14 protein-coding genes are annotated in these 16255 nt (G+C 67.6%); 2 read left to right on the top strand and 12 right to left on the bottom strand.

Translation table 11 applies throughout. The features are described from left to right. Positions 1 to 2 precede the first annotated feature (2 nt). Positions 3 to 1229, top strand: a complete 1227-nt coding sequence (locus QY917_RS16080) for a DUF3108 domain-containing protein (protein ID WP_123674882.1) — start codon at positions 3 to 5, stop codon at positions 1227 to 1229. 176 nt (positions 1230 to 1405) lie between these two features. After that, positions 1406 to 1696 (top strand): DUF3567 domain-containing protein, encoded by a 291-nt coding sequence (locus tag QY917_RS16075; protein ID WP_011803906.1) that lies wholly within the window; start codon positions 1406 to 1408, stop codon positions 1694 to 1696. A gap of 220 nt (positions 1697 to 1916) precedes the next feature. Here QY917_RS16075 and QY917_RS16070 read toward each other — a convergent pair whose 3' ends face one another. From QY917_RS16070 to QY917_RS16015, 12 genes are all read right to left on the bottom strand, one after another. After that, entirely contained in the window at positions 1917 to 2462 is a 546-nt protein-coding gene (locus QY917_RS16070; RefSeq protein WP_123674881.1) for a hemerythrin domain-containing protein, read from the bottom strand. Between the two features lie 4 nt (positions 2463 to 2466). Further along, positions 2467 to 2892 carry a hypothetical protein gene (locus tag QY917_RS16065; RefSeq protein ID WP_011803904.1) on the bottom strand — a complete coding sequence of 142 codons (426 nt, stop codon included), beginning with the start codon at positions 2890 to 2892 and terminating at the stop codon, positions 2467 to 2469. Continuing rightward, positions 2893 to 3555 carry a nitroreductase family protein gene (locus tag QY917_RS16060; RefSeq protein ID WP_123674880.1) on the bottom strand — a complete coding sequence of 221 codons (663 nt, stop codon included), beginning with the start codon at positions 3553 to 3555 and terminating at the stop codon, positions 2893 to 2895. It lies immediately after the preceding gene. 5 nt (positions 3556 to 3560) lie between these two features. Beyond that, a complete protein-coding gene (locus QY917_RS16055) occupies positions 3561 to 4895 on the bottom strand; it encodes an NnrS family protein (protein WP_123674879.1) in 1335 nt (444 codons plus the stop codon). 36 nt (positions 4896 to 4931) lie between these two features. After that, positions 4932 to 5609 (bottom strand): carbonic anhydrase, encoded by a 678-nt coding sequence (locus QY917_RS16050; RefSeq protein ID WP_011803901.1) that lies wholly within the window; start codon positions 5607 to 5609, stop codon positions 4932 to 4934. A gap of 21 nt (positions 5610 to 5630) precedes the next feature. Continuing rightward, a complete protein-coding gene (locus QY917_RS16045) occupies positions 5631 to 6467 on the bottom strand; it encodes a peptidylprolyl isomerase (protein ID WP_123674878.1) in 837 nt (278 codons plus the stop codon). A 91-nt stretch (positions 6468 to 6558) separates the two neighbouring features. Beyond that, positions 6559 to 7293 (bottom strand): respiratory nitrate reductase subunit gamma, encoded by a 735-nt coding sequence (gene narI, locus QY917_RS16040; protein ID WP_012655473.1) that lies wholly within the window; start codon positions 7291 to 7293, stop codon positions 6559 to 6561. Then, on the bottom strand, positions 7290 to 7988 hold the full coding sequence (gene narJ, locus QY917_RS16035; protein WP_012655472.1) for a nitrate reductase molybdenum cofactor assembly chaperone: 699 nt from the start codon (positions 7986 to 7988) through the stop codon (positions 7290 to 7292). The genes narI and narJ overlap by 4 nt, the downstream gene beginning before the upstream one ends. A gap of 19 nt (positions 7989 to 8007) precedes the next feature. Beyond that, positions 8008 to 9531, bottom strand: coding sequence for a nitrate reductase subunit beta (gene narH / locus QY917_RS16030; protein ID WP_012655471.1), 1524 nt, complete (start codon positions 9529 to 9531; stop codon positions 8008 to 8010). A gap of 18 nt (positions 9532 to 9549) precedes the next feature. Next, a complete protein-coding gene (locus tag QY917_RS16025) occupies positions 9550 to 13338 on the bottom strand; it encodes a nitrate reductase subunit alpha (protein ID WP_123674877.1) in 3789 nt (1262 codons plus the stop codon). A 36-nt stretch (positions 13339 to 13374) separates the two neighbouring features. Next, a complete protein-coding gene (locus QY917_RS16020) occupies positions 13375 to 14820 on the bottom strand; it encodes a NarK family nitrate/nitrite MFS transporter (protein ID WP_123674876.1) in 1446 nt (481 codons plus the stop codon). Positions 14821 to 14839: 19 nt separating this feature from the next. Further along, positions 14840 to 16147, bottom strand: coding sequence for a nitrate/nitrite transporter (locus tag QY917_RS16015; RefSeq protein ID WP_123674875.1), 1308 nt, complete (start codon positions 16145 to 16147; stop codon positions 14840 to 14842). Between the last annotated feature and the right edge of the window lie 108 nt (positions 16148 to 16255).

Here is a 16255-nt window from a genome sequence, read left to right as displayed (position 1 = left end):
GCATGCCGCGCCGCGCCCTGCTGCTGCTGACCGCCGTGGTACTGGCCCTGCACTGGCTGGTGCTGGTCGGGTTGCCGCGGGGCGGCACGGACCAAGGCGCGCCGCAGCGGCTGGCCTTCCATACGCGGATGGTGGAGCCCCCGCCTCCACCGCCGCCTCCCCCGGAACCCCAGGCCGCGCCAGTGCCGCCGCCGGCCCCCAAGCCGCGCCCCCGTCCTGTGCGCAAGCCACCGCCGCCGCCCGTGGAGGCACCGCCTCCCACGCAGCACGCCGAGCCCGCACCTGTCATGGAAGCGCCCGCGCAAACCGCACCGTCGCCCGCGGAGCCCCCTGCCGAGGTGCCGGCCGGTTCCTCCGCCCCACCCCCCGAAGTGCCGGCGGACGCCGCGGCGCCCCAGGCACCCTCCGCCCCCCTCTCCCCGGCCAGAGATCCGGCCATGCCCGCAATGGCCGAAGCCTCCAGCGCGTCCGCGCCAGCCGCCGCCGCATCGCAGCCGGCGCAGGAGGCGCCCGCGTTGACCGCGGGCGTGGAAATCCTGCCCCCGGGCGCCGCGGGTGCCGTGGCCGGCACCGAACCGCCCCCGGTACGCCTGCCGCCCTCGGCGCGGCTGGCGTTCGACGTTACGGGCGAGGTGAAAAAGTTCCACTACAACGCCAGCGCCGAACTGCTGTGGCGCCAGGACGGTACGCAGTACGAGGCGCGCCAGCAGATCAAGGCCTTCCTGCTGGGCGCGCGCTCGCAAAGCAGCGTGGGCCAAATCACGCCGCAAGGACTGCGCCCCACGCGCTTCGGCGACAAGTCGCGCAGCGAGCGCGCAGCGCATTTCGACTTCGAGCGCGGCGAGGTGATCTTCAGCGCCAACGCCCCGCGCGCGGCCATTGGCAGCGGCGCCCAGGACCGGCTGAGCGTGTTCATCCAGCTGGGCGCCCTGCTGGCCGCCGCTCCCGAACGCTATCCCCCCGGCACCCGGATCACGCTGACCACCGTGGGTGCGCGCAGCGCCGAGCGCTGGACCTTCACCGTGGAAGGGCCGCAAACGCTGGAGCTGCCCGCCGGCAGCACGCCCGCGCTCAAGCTGCAGCGCCTGCCCCGCCCCGACCAGCGTTACGATCAGAAGGCCGAACTCTGGCTGGGCACGGACATGGGCTATCTGCCGGTGCGCATCCGCCTCACGCAGGCCAACGGCGACTTCGCCGACCTGTCCTTGAGTCATCACGACACGCCCTGATGCCAGCATTTGCCGCGGGCGGCGGGCGCGTCCCGGCGTGGGACAAGGCCGCGACCGCGCACGAAGGCCGCCACGGCCCCTTTTCCGTGGAATACTGGTCCCAGCGGCGGGGCGCGGGGCCTTGAACTCTGCCGATCCGCTGCAATCTGACAGGCATACCGATAGGGGGACACGCCATGAATATGCTCTACGACTCCGACTCCTTTGTGGTGGTCCACATGCTGGCAGACGCAACCCCCGACAGCGCCAGCGACGCCGCCACGCCCGCCGTTCCACAACTGGTGCGCCATGGCTTCGAGATCGTGGACAAGCGCTCCGGCAAGGAGGTGTACCTGGATGGCTCCTGGGCCGAAATGTTCCAGCAGCAGATCCTGGCCTGGCAGCGCAACACGCCCACCCAGGAAGAGGTGGAGGACACGCTGGATGGCTACGTCGGGCTCGCGCAGAACCCGGTGATCGTGCACTGACGCGGCACGAGAGTTTCGGGGGCCAGGCCCCCGTTGCGGTCCGCCCCCGGCGGGTCGCCGCCCCGTGAGGGGCACAGCGCGCCGTGGCCTAGGCCACGGCGCCTTCTTTTTGGGGGCATCCCGCTGACGAACAGCGGCGCGCAGCCGCCCGTCCGATCCAGATGAAAAATGGCTCTAGCGCTTATCCATCAAGCGGTAGCAGCTCATATTTTAATAGCGATCAACGCACGCCGCGGCGACGCGCCATCTCCTGCCCCATGGACTGCTGTGCGGGGTCGTCCAGCAGCGCGCGCGCGGCGGGATAGATGCGGTCGTCTTCATGGCGCAGGTGATCGTCGTAGCACTGCGCAAACCGGTCCAAGGCCGTCTCGTGCTGCGGCGTGAACGCCTGCACGGCCCCGTCGGCCAGCGCCTGCAACCCCACGCGCGCGGTAGCCCAGCGTTCGGCCATCAGCACATGGTCCCGCTGCAGCTGGCGCACCAGGTCCGTCAGCGCGGCGTCGCCACCGGCCAGCAGGGGCGGGAAGACGTGGAGTTCCTCGTCCTCGTGGTGCAGCGGGGCGGCGATGTCGAAATAGCGCAGCACGTCGCGCGCCGCCTGGCGGGCGGAGTCATCGCAGGCGTGCGTCTTGAGGTAGTCGCGCAGGCGCTGCAGCAGGTCCAGCGAGCGGCGAACGCGGTCATGGCAGGCGCCCAGCATCTCGAACGGCTCGTCAAAGCCCGCGCCTGGCGTGTGCAGACCGGGCAGGGACACACGGCTGGCCATGGCGTCAGCCCAGCCGCACGGGCTGGCCGTCGCGGTTGAAGGGCAGATAGGCGCTGAAAGCGCCCGTTTTCACGGCCTCCACCATGCGGCGCAGCACCTTGTCGGCGTCGTCGTCGGACGGCGCCTGCGCCGCCGTGCCCGACAGCGCCGCGGTGAACACCAGGCGCCAGGGCTGGCCCGGCTGCTCGAACTGCTGCGACTCGCGCACCAGCGCGTCGAACGACTCCAACTCCTCGGGCAGCTTGTCCACGCACATCAGCGGCACCAGCACCCCGCCCTCGCCCTGCGCGAAGCGCTCGCGCTGCTCCGGCGTGGCCTCGTCGGGCAGCTCTGTGCCAGCAAACACGAACAGCAGGCGCTGGCGCTCGCGGTGGCTGCGCGCGGCGCGCAGCAGGTCGTCAAAACTGTTGATCTCGGTTTTCACTTGCATTCATTCCCCTTGTTGCGGCCAAGGCTGCACGCCCCGGCCGGGCACCAGCGTGCCCACATACTGCGCCGGCACGGGCCGCGCGCGCACGGGCTTGCGCGACACGACCGTTCCCACGCTCACGAAACACAGCGCGCGCTCGCCTTCGCCCAGCGCGAACAGCCCGCGCAGCGCCTGCGACTGCAGCGCCTTGCCGCTGGTGAGCGCCGAGCCAAAACCCAGCGCGGTCGCCATGAGCAGCAGGTTCTGCACCGCGCAACCCGCGGACACCAGCCGCTCACTGGGTGCGATCTCGGGATCGCCCCCGCATTCGTCCACCACCACCAGCAGCAACACGGGCGCGCGCAGGGCCTTCTCGCGCGCCTGCTCCTGCTGCTCGGGCGTGGCCTGCGCGTCGCGCTCGCGCAGCGCATCGGCAAACGCCTGGCCCAGCGCCGCGCGGGCCGCGTCGGGCACCAAAACAAAACGCCAGGGCAGCAGACAGCCATGGTCCGGCGCATGCGCGGCCGCGGCCAATATGGCCTGCAGCTGCGCGGCGTCCGGCCCCGGCGTGCCCAGCCGCTTTGGCAGGATGGTCTGGCGCGCCTGCAGCAGCGCGGCGGCCAGTTCCGCCGTGGCGGCTGCATTGTTCAAGGCCTGTGGAGGCACCGGTCTCTCCTGTTCCATGGCATTCACCCCGGCCGGCCATCGGCGCGCAGCCGGCCATACCAGCCGATGAGGCGCAGGCCCCACACCGCCATGATGCCAGCCCACAGCAGGGCCGCGACGGCCAACAGCACGGGCGACCAGGGCAATGGCGCGCTCGCCGCCAGCCGCACCACGGTCGCCAGTTGCAGCACCCAGAACAGCGTCCAGACCAGGCGGTCCGCCACCAGCGCGCGGCCGCCATGGCCGCAGGACACGCGCGTGACCATGGCGAGCATGAGCGAGCCCAGGCACCCCATGGTGAGCGCATGCAGCGCGCCCAGTTCCCCAGCAGCGCTGCCGTAGAGACCCTGCACCCCGTGCGCCAAGCCATGGCCCACGAAGGCCAACCCCAGCCAGATGAAGCCGATGTGCAGCATGGCCAGCAGGCGCTGCGCCAAGCTCTGCAGCAGGCCCCAGCGGTAGGCCAGCCACACCAGCACGGCCCCCACCGACAACTCCAGCGCGCCACGCACCAGCAGCCCGCCCGTGTCAAGCGCGGGCGCCCAGCCTAGCCACGGCAGCCAGACGGCGAGCGCCTCGGCCACCACCGCGGCAAGCATCAGCCACAGAACCCAGAAAGGGCGCCATGCCTGCACCATGGGCAGCACGGCCGAGGTGAAGAAAGGAATCATGCGGTGCGCCACCACCACGAAGACCGCGGCCACGAACCCCCACAGCCCGGTCAGCACCCAGGCACGCGCCAGGTCGCCACGGCCGCCGGCCAGGCTCAGCCCCAGCGCCGCGATGCACACGCAGCCCACCAGGCAGGCCGCGGCAATGGCGCGCGCATGCAAACGGTCCTGCAGCGTGCTGCGCTGGACCAGGCGGATGAAAAGCACTGTCATCCACCCCAACCCGAGGAACGCGACAGCGCAGCCGGCGAGCGCAACCAATAGCCCCCAGGAACCGCCGGCGAGCCACACCAGCCAGCCGCCGGCCTGCAGCAGCAGGGGCGGCATGACGCGGGAGACCGGCCAGGGCTCGACATGCAGCCACTTCGGTCCCGCGGTGAAAAGAAAGCCGGCGAAAAACAGCGGCATGAAGCCAAACGTCATCACCGCCGCGTGCACCAGCGACGGCGCCACACCGTATGGCAATGCCAGCGCCCCGCTCACGCGGTCGATCTGCACCAGAGCCCACCACAGGCCCGAGGCCATGAGCAGCAGCATCGCCAGGAAGAACCCCAGCCGGTGCGGCGCCAGCATGAGGTAGCGCGGCCGCCAGCGCCGGTCCAGCCGCGCCAGCGCCTCGGCCGAGGGCCGGCCCGGCGCGGCGAGCTCGCTGCGCAGGGGCACGGTGCGGCGCCGCGCTTCAGTCATGGGCGTGGGCCTCGCCCAGTGTGGCCAGCGCGCACCTCAATCCACCAGCACTTGCCCATCATGTTCCACATACGGCGCATACGGGCCCGTGCCGCTGCTCTTGGCCTTGGACGCCGCCACGAAGCCGCCGGTGGCCACGTCGAACACGTGGACCTCGCCCTCCTCGATCACGTAGTGCCAGCCATGCAGCGCAATGCTGCCGTCCTCAACGCGGCGGCGCACCATGGGGTACTCCATGAGGCGTTCCAGTTGCAGCACCACGGCGCGCTGTTCGGTGCGGCGCAGGGCTTCGGGGCCGGGCTGCACGGGCAGCGCGGCCTCGCGGCCCAGGTCCAGCCAGCGCTGCAGGTTGCGCGCCTCGGGCGAGACCTCGCCATACAGCGCCTTGATGGCGCCGCAGTGGCTGTGGCCACACACGACGATGCGGCTCACATGCAGTTCGAGCACCGCGAACTCGATGGCGGCGGCCGTGCCGTGGTGGCCGTAGGAGCCGTCGTAGGGCGGCACGAAGGCCCCCACGTTGCGCACCAGGAACAGCTCGCCCGGTCCTGCCCCCGTCAGCAGGTAGGGCAGCAGACGGGAATCCGAGCACCCGATGAACAGGGTCGTCGGGTGTTGCCCCTCGTCCACGAGCGTCTGGAATTGCTCGCGGTATTGGGGGAAGGCATCCAGATGGAAGCGGCGCAGCCGTTGCAGCAGCTCGTCGTCAGGCATGGGTGTCTCCCCTGCCTGGCGCTACTGCACCAGCGGCGTATCGGCCGCATCGAGGTGCACGCCCTCGACCTCGGCCTCGCCCGCCAGCAACTGCAGGTACTGGCGCAGCGCGTTGACCCACGCCTGCTGGCGCAGCATGAGCGCCACGCTGGTGCGCACCTGCTCGAAGGGCAGCTCCTGGCCCGGCTGGCGCTCGCACACCTCGACCACGTGCAGGCCGAAGCGGCTGTGCACCAGGCGCGAGAGCACGCCCACTTCCTGCGTGCCGAACACCTCGCGCGCGAACTCGGGCGCGCAGTCCTCGGCCGACAGCCAGCCCAGATCGCCGCCCTCCTGCCCGCTGGGGCAGTTGGACCACTGGCCCGCCGCGGCGGCAAAGCGCGCGCCGTCATCGTCAGCGCAACGCAGGTCCAGCAACACGCCTTCGGCGCGCTGGCGCAGCAGCTTCACATCCACCCCCGGGGTGACCGCGAACAGCACGTGGCGCATCCGCACGCGCTCGCCCTGCCCGCCCAGCGTCGGGTGGGCGGCGTGGTAGCGGCGGCAGGCCTCCTCGGAGGGCTCGGGCACTTGCAGGGCCTGGTCGAGCAGGCGCTCGATGGCCTGCGATGCCTCGGCGCTGGTGGCGCCGTCCAGGCCCGGCGCGTCGTCTTGCGACAACAGCCCCTCGCGCTGCGCCTGCTGGCGCAGCAGCTCGGTGCAGGCGCGCTGGCGCAGTGCATCGGGCGGCAGGATCTCGCCGTCGGCGTGCAGAGGCACGCCATTGATGCGGGCCACCGGGGCGGCGTCTTCCTGTGGGAGGTTGTCGGTGCTGCCGGCGCAGCCGCAGCCGCCCGATCCGCAGGTGGTGTTGCTCATGGGGTTCTCCTGGAGGCTGGGAAGCCGAAAGCCGATTTCAAGCGAAATTGACCTCCAGCCCGCTACCAGCAAGCGCTGGTAGCTATTTACTTCATAGCGCGTTGCGGTTGCCCGGCTGGTTGTGGCCTGCGGGCAGGTTCATGCGGCGGGCGCGCACCAGTTGGTACGGGCGCGTGATGTAGGCCAGTGTGCCAAACCCGCTCCACACGTGCACCAGGCGGGTGAACGGGAAGATCAGGAACACGGTCATGCCCAGGAACATGTGCGCCTTGAACACCCAGCCGGCATTGGCCAGCAGTTCCACGGCGCCGCCGCGGAAGGTGACGATGCGTTGCGCCCATTCGGCCAGCAGCATCATCATCGAGCCGTCCAGGTGCTGCGCCGACAGCGGAATGGTCGCCAGGCCCAGGGCCAACTGCACCCACAGCACCCACAGCAGCAGGATGTCGCTGGTCTTGGAGGTGGCGCGGATACGCGCATCCGTCAGGCGGCGGTGCAGCAGCAGCGTCACGCCGATGAAGCCCAGGGTGCCGGCCACGCCGCCCACGACCATGGCCATGATCTGCTTGGCACCTGCGCTCATGAAGGGCTCGTACAGCGCGTGCGGCGTGAGCATGCCCACGAAGTGGCCGAAGAACAGGACCAGCACGCCCACGTGGAACAGGTTGCTGCCCCAGCGCAGGCTGCCGCGGCGCAGCAGCTGCGAGGAGTCGCTCTTCCATGTGTACTGGTCGCGGTCGAAGCGCGCCCAGCTGCCGATGAAGAAAACGGCCAGACAGATGTAGGGGTACAGGCCGAACAAGAGGTTGTCGATCCAGGCGGTCATACCGAGGCTCCTTGGGACGAGTTGGTGCGTGCGTTGCGCACGAAATGCAGGGGTTGGGGCTGGTCCGGGCGGTTCTGGCCGCGGGTGGCGCAGCCGTCGAATGCCTCGGGCTCCGCCCAGGCGTCGTCCAGGCCCGGCTCGGGCGCGATGGCGACGGCCTGCACGCGCTGGCCGGCGACTTCGAGCACCGCCGCGATCACGCAGGCGTAGGGGTTGCCCTTGCTGGTCAGCGCGGTGAACAGCGCATTGAGGATGTGCGCCATCTCGCCGAGGAATTCGCGCGCCACGGCCGGCGGCTGGGTGGAGGCGAACTCCAGCACCACCGCCAGATGGTCGGGCAGTTCCTGCGCGTCGAACTGCAGGCCGGCCTTCTCGTAGGTCTGCATCAGGTCGATGAGCGCGGGGCCGCGCTCGCGCGAGTCGCCGTGCACGTGCTCGAACAGGTGCAGCGAGGTCTGGCGGCCGCGGTCGAAGGTGTCGACGTAACGCGCCTCGGCCTCGTAGGGCTCCATGGCACACAGTTGGCGGCACAGGGCTTCGATCTCCTGCATGCGCGCCTCGGGCAGGGCGCGCTCCAGCCGCAACGCGTCCAGCAGTGCCGGCGCGTTCGCACGCAGCGCGGCATCGGGATAGCCCAGCAGGTGCGCCAGCGCACGCAGCGTCAGGCGCAGGGATTCAGGCGTTTTCTGGAACATGGCAGTTCTTCCTTTCGCCTCAGACCGTGGCCTTGATGGGGATGGTGCGTCGCTTCTTGCCACCGAACATGCTCACGTCCGTGGAGCCGTCGGAGCACCCGTTGCCGAACGAGAAGCCGCAGCCACCGCGCAGGTCGAATGCGTTCTCGGCGTACTCGCGGTGCGCCGAGGGGATGACGAAGCGGTCTTCGTAGTTGGCGATCGCCATGACCTGGTACATGTCTTCCACTTCATGCACCGTGAGCCCCACCTGCTGCAGCACGGCCAGGTTCTGCTGGCGGTCCACATGCATACCGCGCTGGTAGGCGCGCATGGCCAGCATGCGCTCCAGCGCCCGCACCACGGGGCCGGTGTCGCCGGCGGTGAGCAGGTTGGCCAGGTACTGCACGGGGATGCGCAGCTGCGACACATCGGGAATCTCGCCATTCACGCCCAGGTGGCCGGCGTTGGCCGCCGAGGTGATGGGCGACAGCGGCGGCACGTACCACACCATGGGCAGTGTGCGGTATTCGGGGTGCAGCGGCAGTGCGATCTTCCAGTCCACGGCCATCTTGTAGACGGGGCTGTTCTTGGCGGCTTCCAGCCAGGCGTCGGAGATGCCGTCGGCTTTGGCCTGGCGGATCACGTCCGGGTCGTTGGGGTCCAGGAAGATGTCCAGCTGCGCCTCGTACAGGTCGCGGTCGCGCTCCACGCTGGCGGCTTCCTGGATGCGGTCGGCGTCATACAGCAGCACACCCAGGTAGCGGATGCGGCCCACGCAGGTCTCGGAACACACCGTGGGCTGCCCCGCCTCGATGCGCGGGTAGCAGAAGATGCACTTCTCGGCCTTGCCGGTCTGCCAGTTGTAATAGATCTTCTTGTAGGGGCAGCCCGAGACGCACATGCGCCAGCCGCGGCACTTGTCCTGGTCGATCAGCACGATGCCGTCTTCCTCGCGCTTGTAGATCGAGCCCGAGGGGCACGATGCCACGCACGCCGGGTTCAGGCAGTGCTCGCACAGGCGCGGCAGGTACATCATGAAGGTGTTCTCGAACTGGCCGTACATGTCCTTCTGGACCTGCTCGAAGTTCACGTCGGCGCTGCGCTTGGAGAACTCGCCGCCCAGGATTTCCTCCCAGTTCGGGCCCCATTCGATCTTTTCCATGCGCTGGCCCGTGATCAGGCTGCGCGGGCGCGCCGTGGGCGCGGCCTTCATCTCGGGCGCCGACTGCAGGTGGTCGTAATCGAAGGTGAAGGGCTCGTAGTAGTCGTCGATCTGCGGCAGGTTAGGGTTGGCGAAGATGCGCATGAGCAGCTTCCACTTGCCGCCCTGGCGGGGGGCGATGGAGCCGTCCGGGTTGCGCACCCAGCCGCCGTTCCACTTGTCCTGGTTTTCCCATTCCTTGGGGTAGCCGATGCCGGGTTTGGTCTCGACGTTGTTGAACCAGGCGTATTCCACGCCGGGACGGCTGGTCCAGACGTTCTTGCAGGTGACGGAACAGGTGTGGCAACCGATGCACTTGTCCAGGTTCAGCACCATGCCGATTTGTGCGCGAATTTTCATCGTGTCTCTCCTTATCGCTCAGGCGTGGGCGGCGCTGGTGGATGCCTCGTCGTCCATCCAGTCGACGCGGCGCATCTTGCGCACCAGCACGAACTCGTCGCGGTTGGTGCCGATGGTCCCGTAATAGTTGAAGCCGTAGCTGTACTGCGCGTACCCGCCGATCATGTGCGTGGGCTTCAGCACCACGCGCGTGACGGAGTTGTGGATGCCGCCGCGCGTGCCCGTGATCTCCGAGCCCGGGGTGTTGATGATCTTTTCCTGCGCGTGGTACATGAGCACCATGCCCGGGTTCACGCGCTGGCTGACCACCGCACGGGCCGCAATGGCGCCGTTGGCGTTGAACAGCTCCACCCAGTCGTTGTCCACGATGCCGCCGCGCTTGGCGTCGTCCTCGCTGAGCCAGATCACCGGGCCGCCGCGGTTGAGCGTGAGCATGTGCAGGTTGTCGCTGTACGTGCTGTGGATGCCCCACTTCTGGTGCGGCGTGATGAAGTTCAGCGCGATCTCGGGATTGCCGTTGGGCATCTTGCCCTCGACCTCGTGCAGTGCCTTCAGGTGCACCGGCGGACGGTAGCTCACGAAGCCCTCGCCAAAGTCGCGCATCCAGGGATGGTCCTGGTAGAACTGCTGGCGACCCGTGAGGGTGCGCCATGGGATCAGCTCATGCACGTTGGTGTAGCCGGCGTTGTAGCTGACCTTCTCGCTCTCCAGCCCGCTCCAGGTGGGCGAGCTGATGATCTTGCGCGGCTGCGCCTGGATGTCGCGGAAACGGATCTTCTCGTCCTCGCGGTGCAGCGCCAGGTGCACGTGGTCGCGCCCGGTCTGCTTGCCCAGGGCCTCCCAGGCCTTGCAGGCCACGTGGCCGTTGGTCTCGGGGGCGAGCATCATCACCACTTCGGTGGCGTCAATATCGCTCACGATGCGCGGACGGCCCTGCGTGACGCCTTCCTCGCGCACGCGGCCGTTGAGGTCGCCCAGCTGCGCCACTTCGGTCTCGGTGTTCCAGGCAATGCCTTTACCGCCGTTGCCTACCTTGTCCATCAGCGGGCCCAGGGCCGTGAAGCGCTTGTAGGTGTTGGGGTAGTCGCGCTCGACCACCGTCACCTGCGGAGCGGTCACGCCGGGGATCAGGTCGCACTCGCCGCGCTTCCAGTCCTTCACGCCGTAGGGCTGTGCCAGCTCGGCCGGGGTGTCGTGCATGATCGGCGTGAGTACGACTTCCTTTTCCACGCCCAGGTGGCCCACGCAGACTTCGCTGAAGGCCTTGGCGAAGCCCTTGTAGATCTCCCAGTCGCTGCGCGACTGCCACGCAGGGTCGACGGCTGCCGACAGCGGGTGGATGAAGGGGTGCATGTCGCTGGTGTTGAGATCGTTCTTCTCGTACCACGTCGCCGTGGGCAGCACGATGTCCGAATACAGGCAAGTCGTGCTCATGCGGAAGTCCAACGTCACCAGCAGGTCCAGCTTGCCTTCGGGCGCCTGGGCATGCCACTTCACCTCGGTGGGCTTGGCCTCGTCCTTGCCCAGGTCCTTGCCCTGCACGCCGTTGGTGGTGCCCAGCAGGTGCTTGAGGAAGTACTCATGCCCCTTGCCCGACGAGCCCAAGATGTTGGAACGCCACACGAACATGTTGCGCGGCCAGTTCATCGGGTTGTCGGGGTCCTCGCAGCTCAGCGTGAGCGAGCCGTTCTTGAGCGACTGCACCACGTAGTCCTTGGCGTCCATCCCCTTGGCGGCGGCATCCCGCACCACTTGCAGCGGGTTGGTCTGTAGCTGCGGCGCGCTGGGCAACCAGCCCATGCGCTCGGAGCGCACGTTGAAATCGATCATCGATCCCTGGTAGGCCTTGGCATCCGCCAGGGGCGATAGCACTTCCTCGACGCCCAGTTTCTCGTAGCGCCACTGGTCGGTGTGGGCATAGAAGAAGCTGGTGGAGTTCTGCTGGCGCGGCGGGCGGATCCAGTCCAGCGCGAAGGCCAGCGCGGTCCAACCCGTCTGCGGGCGCAGCTTTTCCTGGCCCACGTAGTGCGACCAGCCGCCGCCGCTCTGGCCGATACAGCCGCACATCATCAGCATGTTGATGATGCCGCGGTAGTTCATGTCGCAGTGGTACCAGTGGTTCATGGCCGCGCCGATGATCACCATGGACTTGCCGTGGGTCTTGTCGGCGTTGTCGGCAAACTGGCGCGCGATGGCGATCACCTGATCGCGCGGCACGCCGGTAATGCTTTCCTGCCACGCCGGGGTATAGGGGGCGTTGGCGTCGTAGCCTCCGTCCTTCTCCTCGCCCTGCAGGCCGCGCAGGATGCCGTAGTTGGCCACCTGCAGGTCGAACACCGTGGCCACGGCCACGCGGCCCTGCACGCCCTCGCCCTGCAGGTCGAGGTGGGTGATGGGCACGCGGCGCACGATCACGTCGCCGCCCTGGTCGTTGGCCTCGAAGTTGGGTGTCTCGATGCCGCCGAAGTACGGGAAGGCGACATCGGTCACCTGGTGCTCTTGCGCCCCGTCTTCCAGCACCGACAGCTTGAGCTGCACGTCGTTGCCCGTGCGCGCCTCCTTGGACTCCAGGTTCCACAGGCCCTGGTCGTCACGGCCGTCCTTGCCCCAGCGGAAGCCGATGGAGCCATTGGGCAGCGCCACCTTGCCGTCGGTGCCGTAGGCCACGGTCTTCCAGTCGGGGTGGTTGGTCTGGCCCAGCTTGTCGCCGAAGTCGCTGGCGCGCACATAGCGGTCGGGGACCATCACCGTGCGGCCATCCGGCAGCGTCTTCTCCTTGAGCACCACCAGCAGCGGCAGGTCGGTGTAGCGGCGCGCGTAGTCGTCGAAGTACGCCGAGCGCTTGTCGAAGTAGAACTCCTTGAGGATCACGTGGCCCATGGCCATGGCCACGGCGGCGTCGGTGCCCTGCTTGGGGTGCAGCCACAGGTCGGCCAGCTTGGCCACCTCGGAGTAATCGGGCGTCACGGCCACGACCTTGGCGCCCTTGTAACGCACTTCGGTGAAGAAGTGCGCATCGGGCGTGCGCGTCTGGGGCACGTTGGAGCCCCAGGCGATGATGAAGTTGGAGTTGTACCAGTCGGCCGACTCGGGCACGTCGGTCTGCTCGCCCCACACCTGCGGGCTGGACGGAGGCAGGTCACAGTACCAGTCGTAAAAGCTCATCGGCACGCCGCCGATCAGGTTCAGGTAGCGGCTGCCGGCAGCGTACGAGATCATCGACATGGCCGGGATCGGCGAGAAGCCGATGATGCGGTCCGGCCCGTGCTTCTTGATGGTGTAGACGTTCGCCGCGGCGATCATCTGGTTGACCTCGTCCCAGGTGCTGCGCACGAAGCCGCCCAGGCCGCGCTGCTTCTGCCATTCGCGGCGCGCGCTGTCGTTCTCGACGATGGCGGCCCAGGCGTCCACGGGGCTCTTGGCGATGGCCAGTGCGGCACGCCAGTGCTTGAGCAGGCGGCCACGCACCATGGGGTATTTCACGCGATTGGCGCTGTACAGGTACCAGCTGTAGCTGGCGCCGCGCGCGCAGCCGCGGGGTTCATGGTTGGGCAGATCGGGACGCGTGCGCGGGTAGTCGGTCTGCTGTGTTTCCCACGTGACGATGCCGCCCTTGACGTAGATCTTCCACGAGCAACTGCCCGTGCAGTTCACACCGTGGGTGGAGCGCACGATCTTGTCGTGCGCCCAGCGGTCGCGATAGGCGTCTTCCCATGTACGGTCTTCGCCGTTGGTCTGGCCGTGGCCCTGCGAGAAGGTTTCGCGCGGCTGCGCAAAGTACGAGAGACGGTCTAGGAAATGGCTCATCGTGGGACTCCTTGGAAATCGTTGTAGTGGCGTGGCTCAGCAGGGCATCTCTGCATGCTTGCGAGAGTAGTACCACCAAGTGATGATGATGCAGAGAACATAGAAAACGGCAAACATCCACAGCGCGAATTCGGGACCGCCCGTCGCGGCGATGGAGCTGCCATAGCTCTTGGGAATGAAGAAGCCCCCGTAGGCGCCCAGCGCTCCGGCGAAGCCCACCGCGGCCGCGCCTTCGGTGTTGCCGTCCTTGATGGCCTGGGCGCGCGATGCTTCGTCATCGGTGCGCAACTCGCGCAGCTTCTGGGCCAGAAAGATCACGGGGATCATGCGGAAGGTGGAGCCGTTGCCGATGCCGGTGGTGAAGAAGAGCACCAGGAACATCAGGAAGAAGCCCGTGAAGCTGCCTTCAGCCGGGCCAAAGGGCAGTGCAAAACCGCCCGAGCCCTTGGGCAGGAAAAACAGAACGCCTACCACGGCCAGCGCCATGACGAGGAAGTTCCAAACCGTGACCCGAGCACCGCCCACCTTGTCGGCCAGCCAGCCGCCGAACGGACGCACCACGGCGCCCACCAGCGGACCCAGCCAGGCGTAGGCCAGGGGGTTGACTTCAGGGAAGAGCGCCTTGATCAGCAGCGGAAAGCCTGCGGCAAATCCGATGAACGAACCGAAGGTGCCCAGGTACAGCACGCACATGATCCAGTTGTGCTTGCGCTTGAAGATGGCCGCCTGCGCGGCGAAGCTGGCACGCGCATCGGCAATGTCGTTCATGCCGAACCACGCCGCCACCGCGGCCAGTGCGATCCAGGGCACCCAGATGAAGGCGGCGTTCTGCGCCCACACCATCTGCTCCTGGCCATTCTTCACGATGGTCTGGGGCTCCCCGCCAAAGATACCGAAGATGCCTGCCGTAATGACCAGCGGGCTCAGGAACTGCACCACCGACACCCCCAGGTTGCCCAGGCCGGCGTTCACACCCAGCGCGGAACCCTTGCGCTCCTTCGGGAAGAAGAAGCTGATGTTGGCCATGCTGGAGCTGAAGTTGCCGCCGCCCAGGCCGCACAGCAGCGCCAACAAAAGCATGGTGGGGTAGCTGGTGGTGTTGTCCTGCACCGCATAGCCGATGCCGATGGCGGGGATCAGCAGCGACGCGGTGGACAGCGCAGTCCAGCGGCGGCCGCCGAAGATGGGCACCATGAAGGAATAGAAGATACGCAGCGTGGCGCCAGACAGCGCCGGGGCGGCAGCCAGCCAGAACAGCTGGTTGGTCGAATACTTGAAACCCAGTGCCGGCAAGTTCACGGCGACCACACTCCAGACCTGCCAGATGGCGAAGGCCAGGAACAGTGCGGGCACCGAGATCCAGAGATTGATCTTGGCGACAGCCTCGCCCTCTCGCGCCCAGAAGGACTTGTCCTCGGGGGTCCAGAGCGTGAGCACCCGGCCTTTGCGGCCGCTGCCTTGCGAAACGGTGTTGGTGGACATGTGGGATCTCCGGTGGGGATCAGTGGGCAGCCGGGGCGGCGTTGTGAGACTTCATCACGTCGGTGCGGCGCACCTCGGTGAAATACATCCAGATCAACGAAACCCATACCACGCCGTACATCAGCATGAAGGCACTGGAGCGGATGCCCGTCCAGTCCATGAGCATGCCGAACAGGATGGGCAGGATGAAGCCGCCCATGCCGCCCGCCAGGCCCACGATGCCGCTGATGGCGCCGATGTTCTTGGGGTAGTCGTCGCTGATGTACTTGAACACGCTGGCCTTGCCGAAAGCCCAGGCGATGCCCAGGACGAACATCAGCGCGGTGAACATGTATACGTTCAAGCCGACGTGCAGGGTGGTGGGTCCGTTGACGGTCTGGATGGTGAAGTCGGTCTGCGGGTAGGACAGCAGGAACAGGCAGATCCAGCTCACCCACATCACCCACCAGGTCACGGAGTGCGCACCGAACTTGTCGGACAGCACGCCGCCAATGGCGCGCAGCACGCCACCCGGCAGCGAGAAGCAGGCTGCCAGCAGCGCCGCCACACGGATGTCGAGGCCGTACTCACCGACGTAGTACTGCACCATCCACAGGGAAAGCGCCACATAGCCACCGAACACGATGCTGTAGTACTGGCAGTACTTGAGCACCTTGGGGTCCTTCAGTGCCTTGAGCTGTTCGCCAAAGGACACGTTGCTGGGCACCAGGTGTGCCGGGTCGCTGTGGCTGAACAGCCAGAACAGCACCAGCGTACCGAGCATGATGGCGGCATACACATGCGGCACGGCCGCCCACCCGAAGGCCACCAGGATCACGGGCGCCACGAACTTGTTCACGGCCGCGCCCGAGTTGCCCGCGCCATACACGCCCATGGCCGTGCCCTGGCGGTGCTTGGGGAACCACCGGGCCACGTAGGGAGTACCGACCGAGAACGAACCGCCCGCCAAACCGACGAACAGGCCGATCACGAGGAAATGCCAGTATTCGGTGGCGTAACCCATCATCCAAATGGCGGGAACGGTGGCGGCCATGAGCAACGCCATCACGATGCGGCCGCCGTAGCGGTCGGTCCAGATACCCAGCGGCACGCGCACCAGCGAGCCCGTGAGCACGGGCATGGCCGTGAGCAGGCCGAACTGGGTGGAGCTGAGGTTCAGCATCTTCTTGATCGGGATCCCGATGACGCCGAACATCATCCAGACCATGAAGCAGACGGTGAAGGCGAGCGTGCTGACGATGAGCACTGACCAGGCTTTGCGGGTATGGCGTGGATCTTCGCCGACGGTTGAGGCGCTCGGCGCGGCGCGCTGGGGCAGTTGAGCCATTGCAGATGTCCTCTCTTGGGTACGGTGCAATCGTCCCGCAACTGGCCGTGCCTGCACATCCTTCGCTGGGACACCGCGGGCGGTGCAAAAGGACGAGGGCGGCCTATG

Origin of the sequence: Diaphorobacter sp. C33 (genome assembly GCF_030503915.1) — a bacterium.
GTDB classification, from domain to species: domain Bacteria; phylum Pseudomonadota; class Gammaproteobacteria; order Burkholderiales; family Burkholderiaceae_C; genus Diaphorobacter; species Diaphorobacter nitroreducens.
Note: the sequence above shows the minus strand (reverse complement) of the source record. Positions and strands in the feature narration are given on the sequence as shown.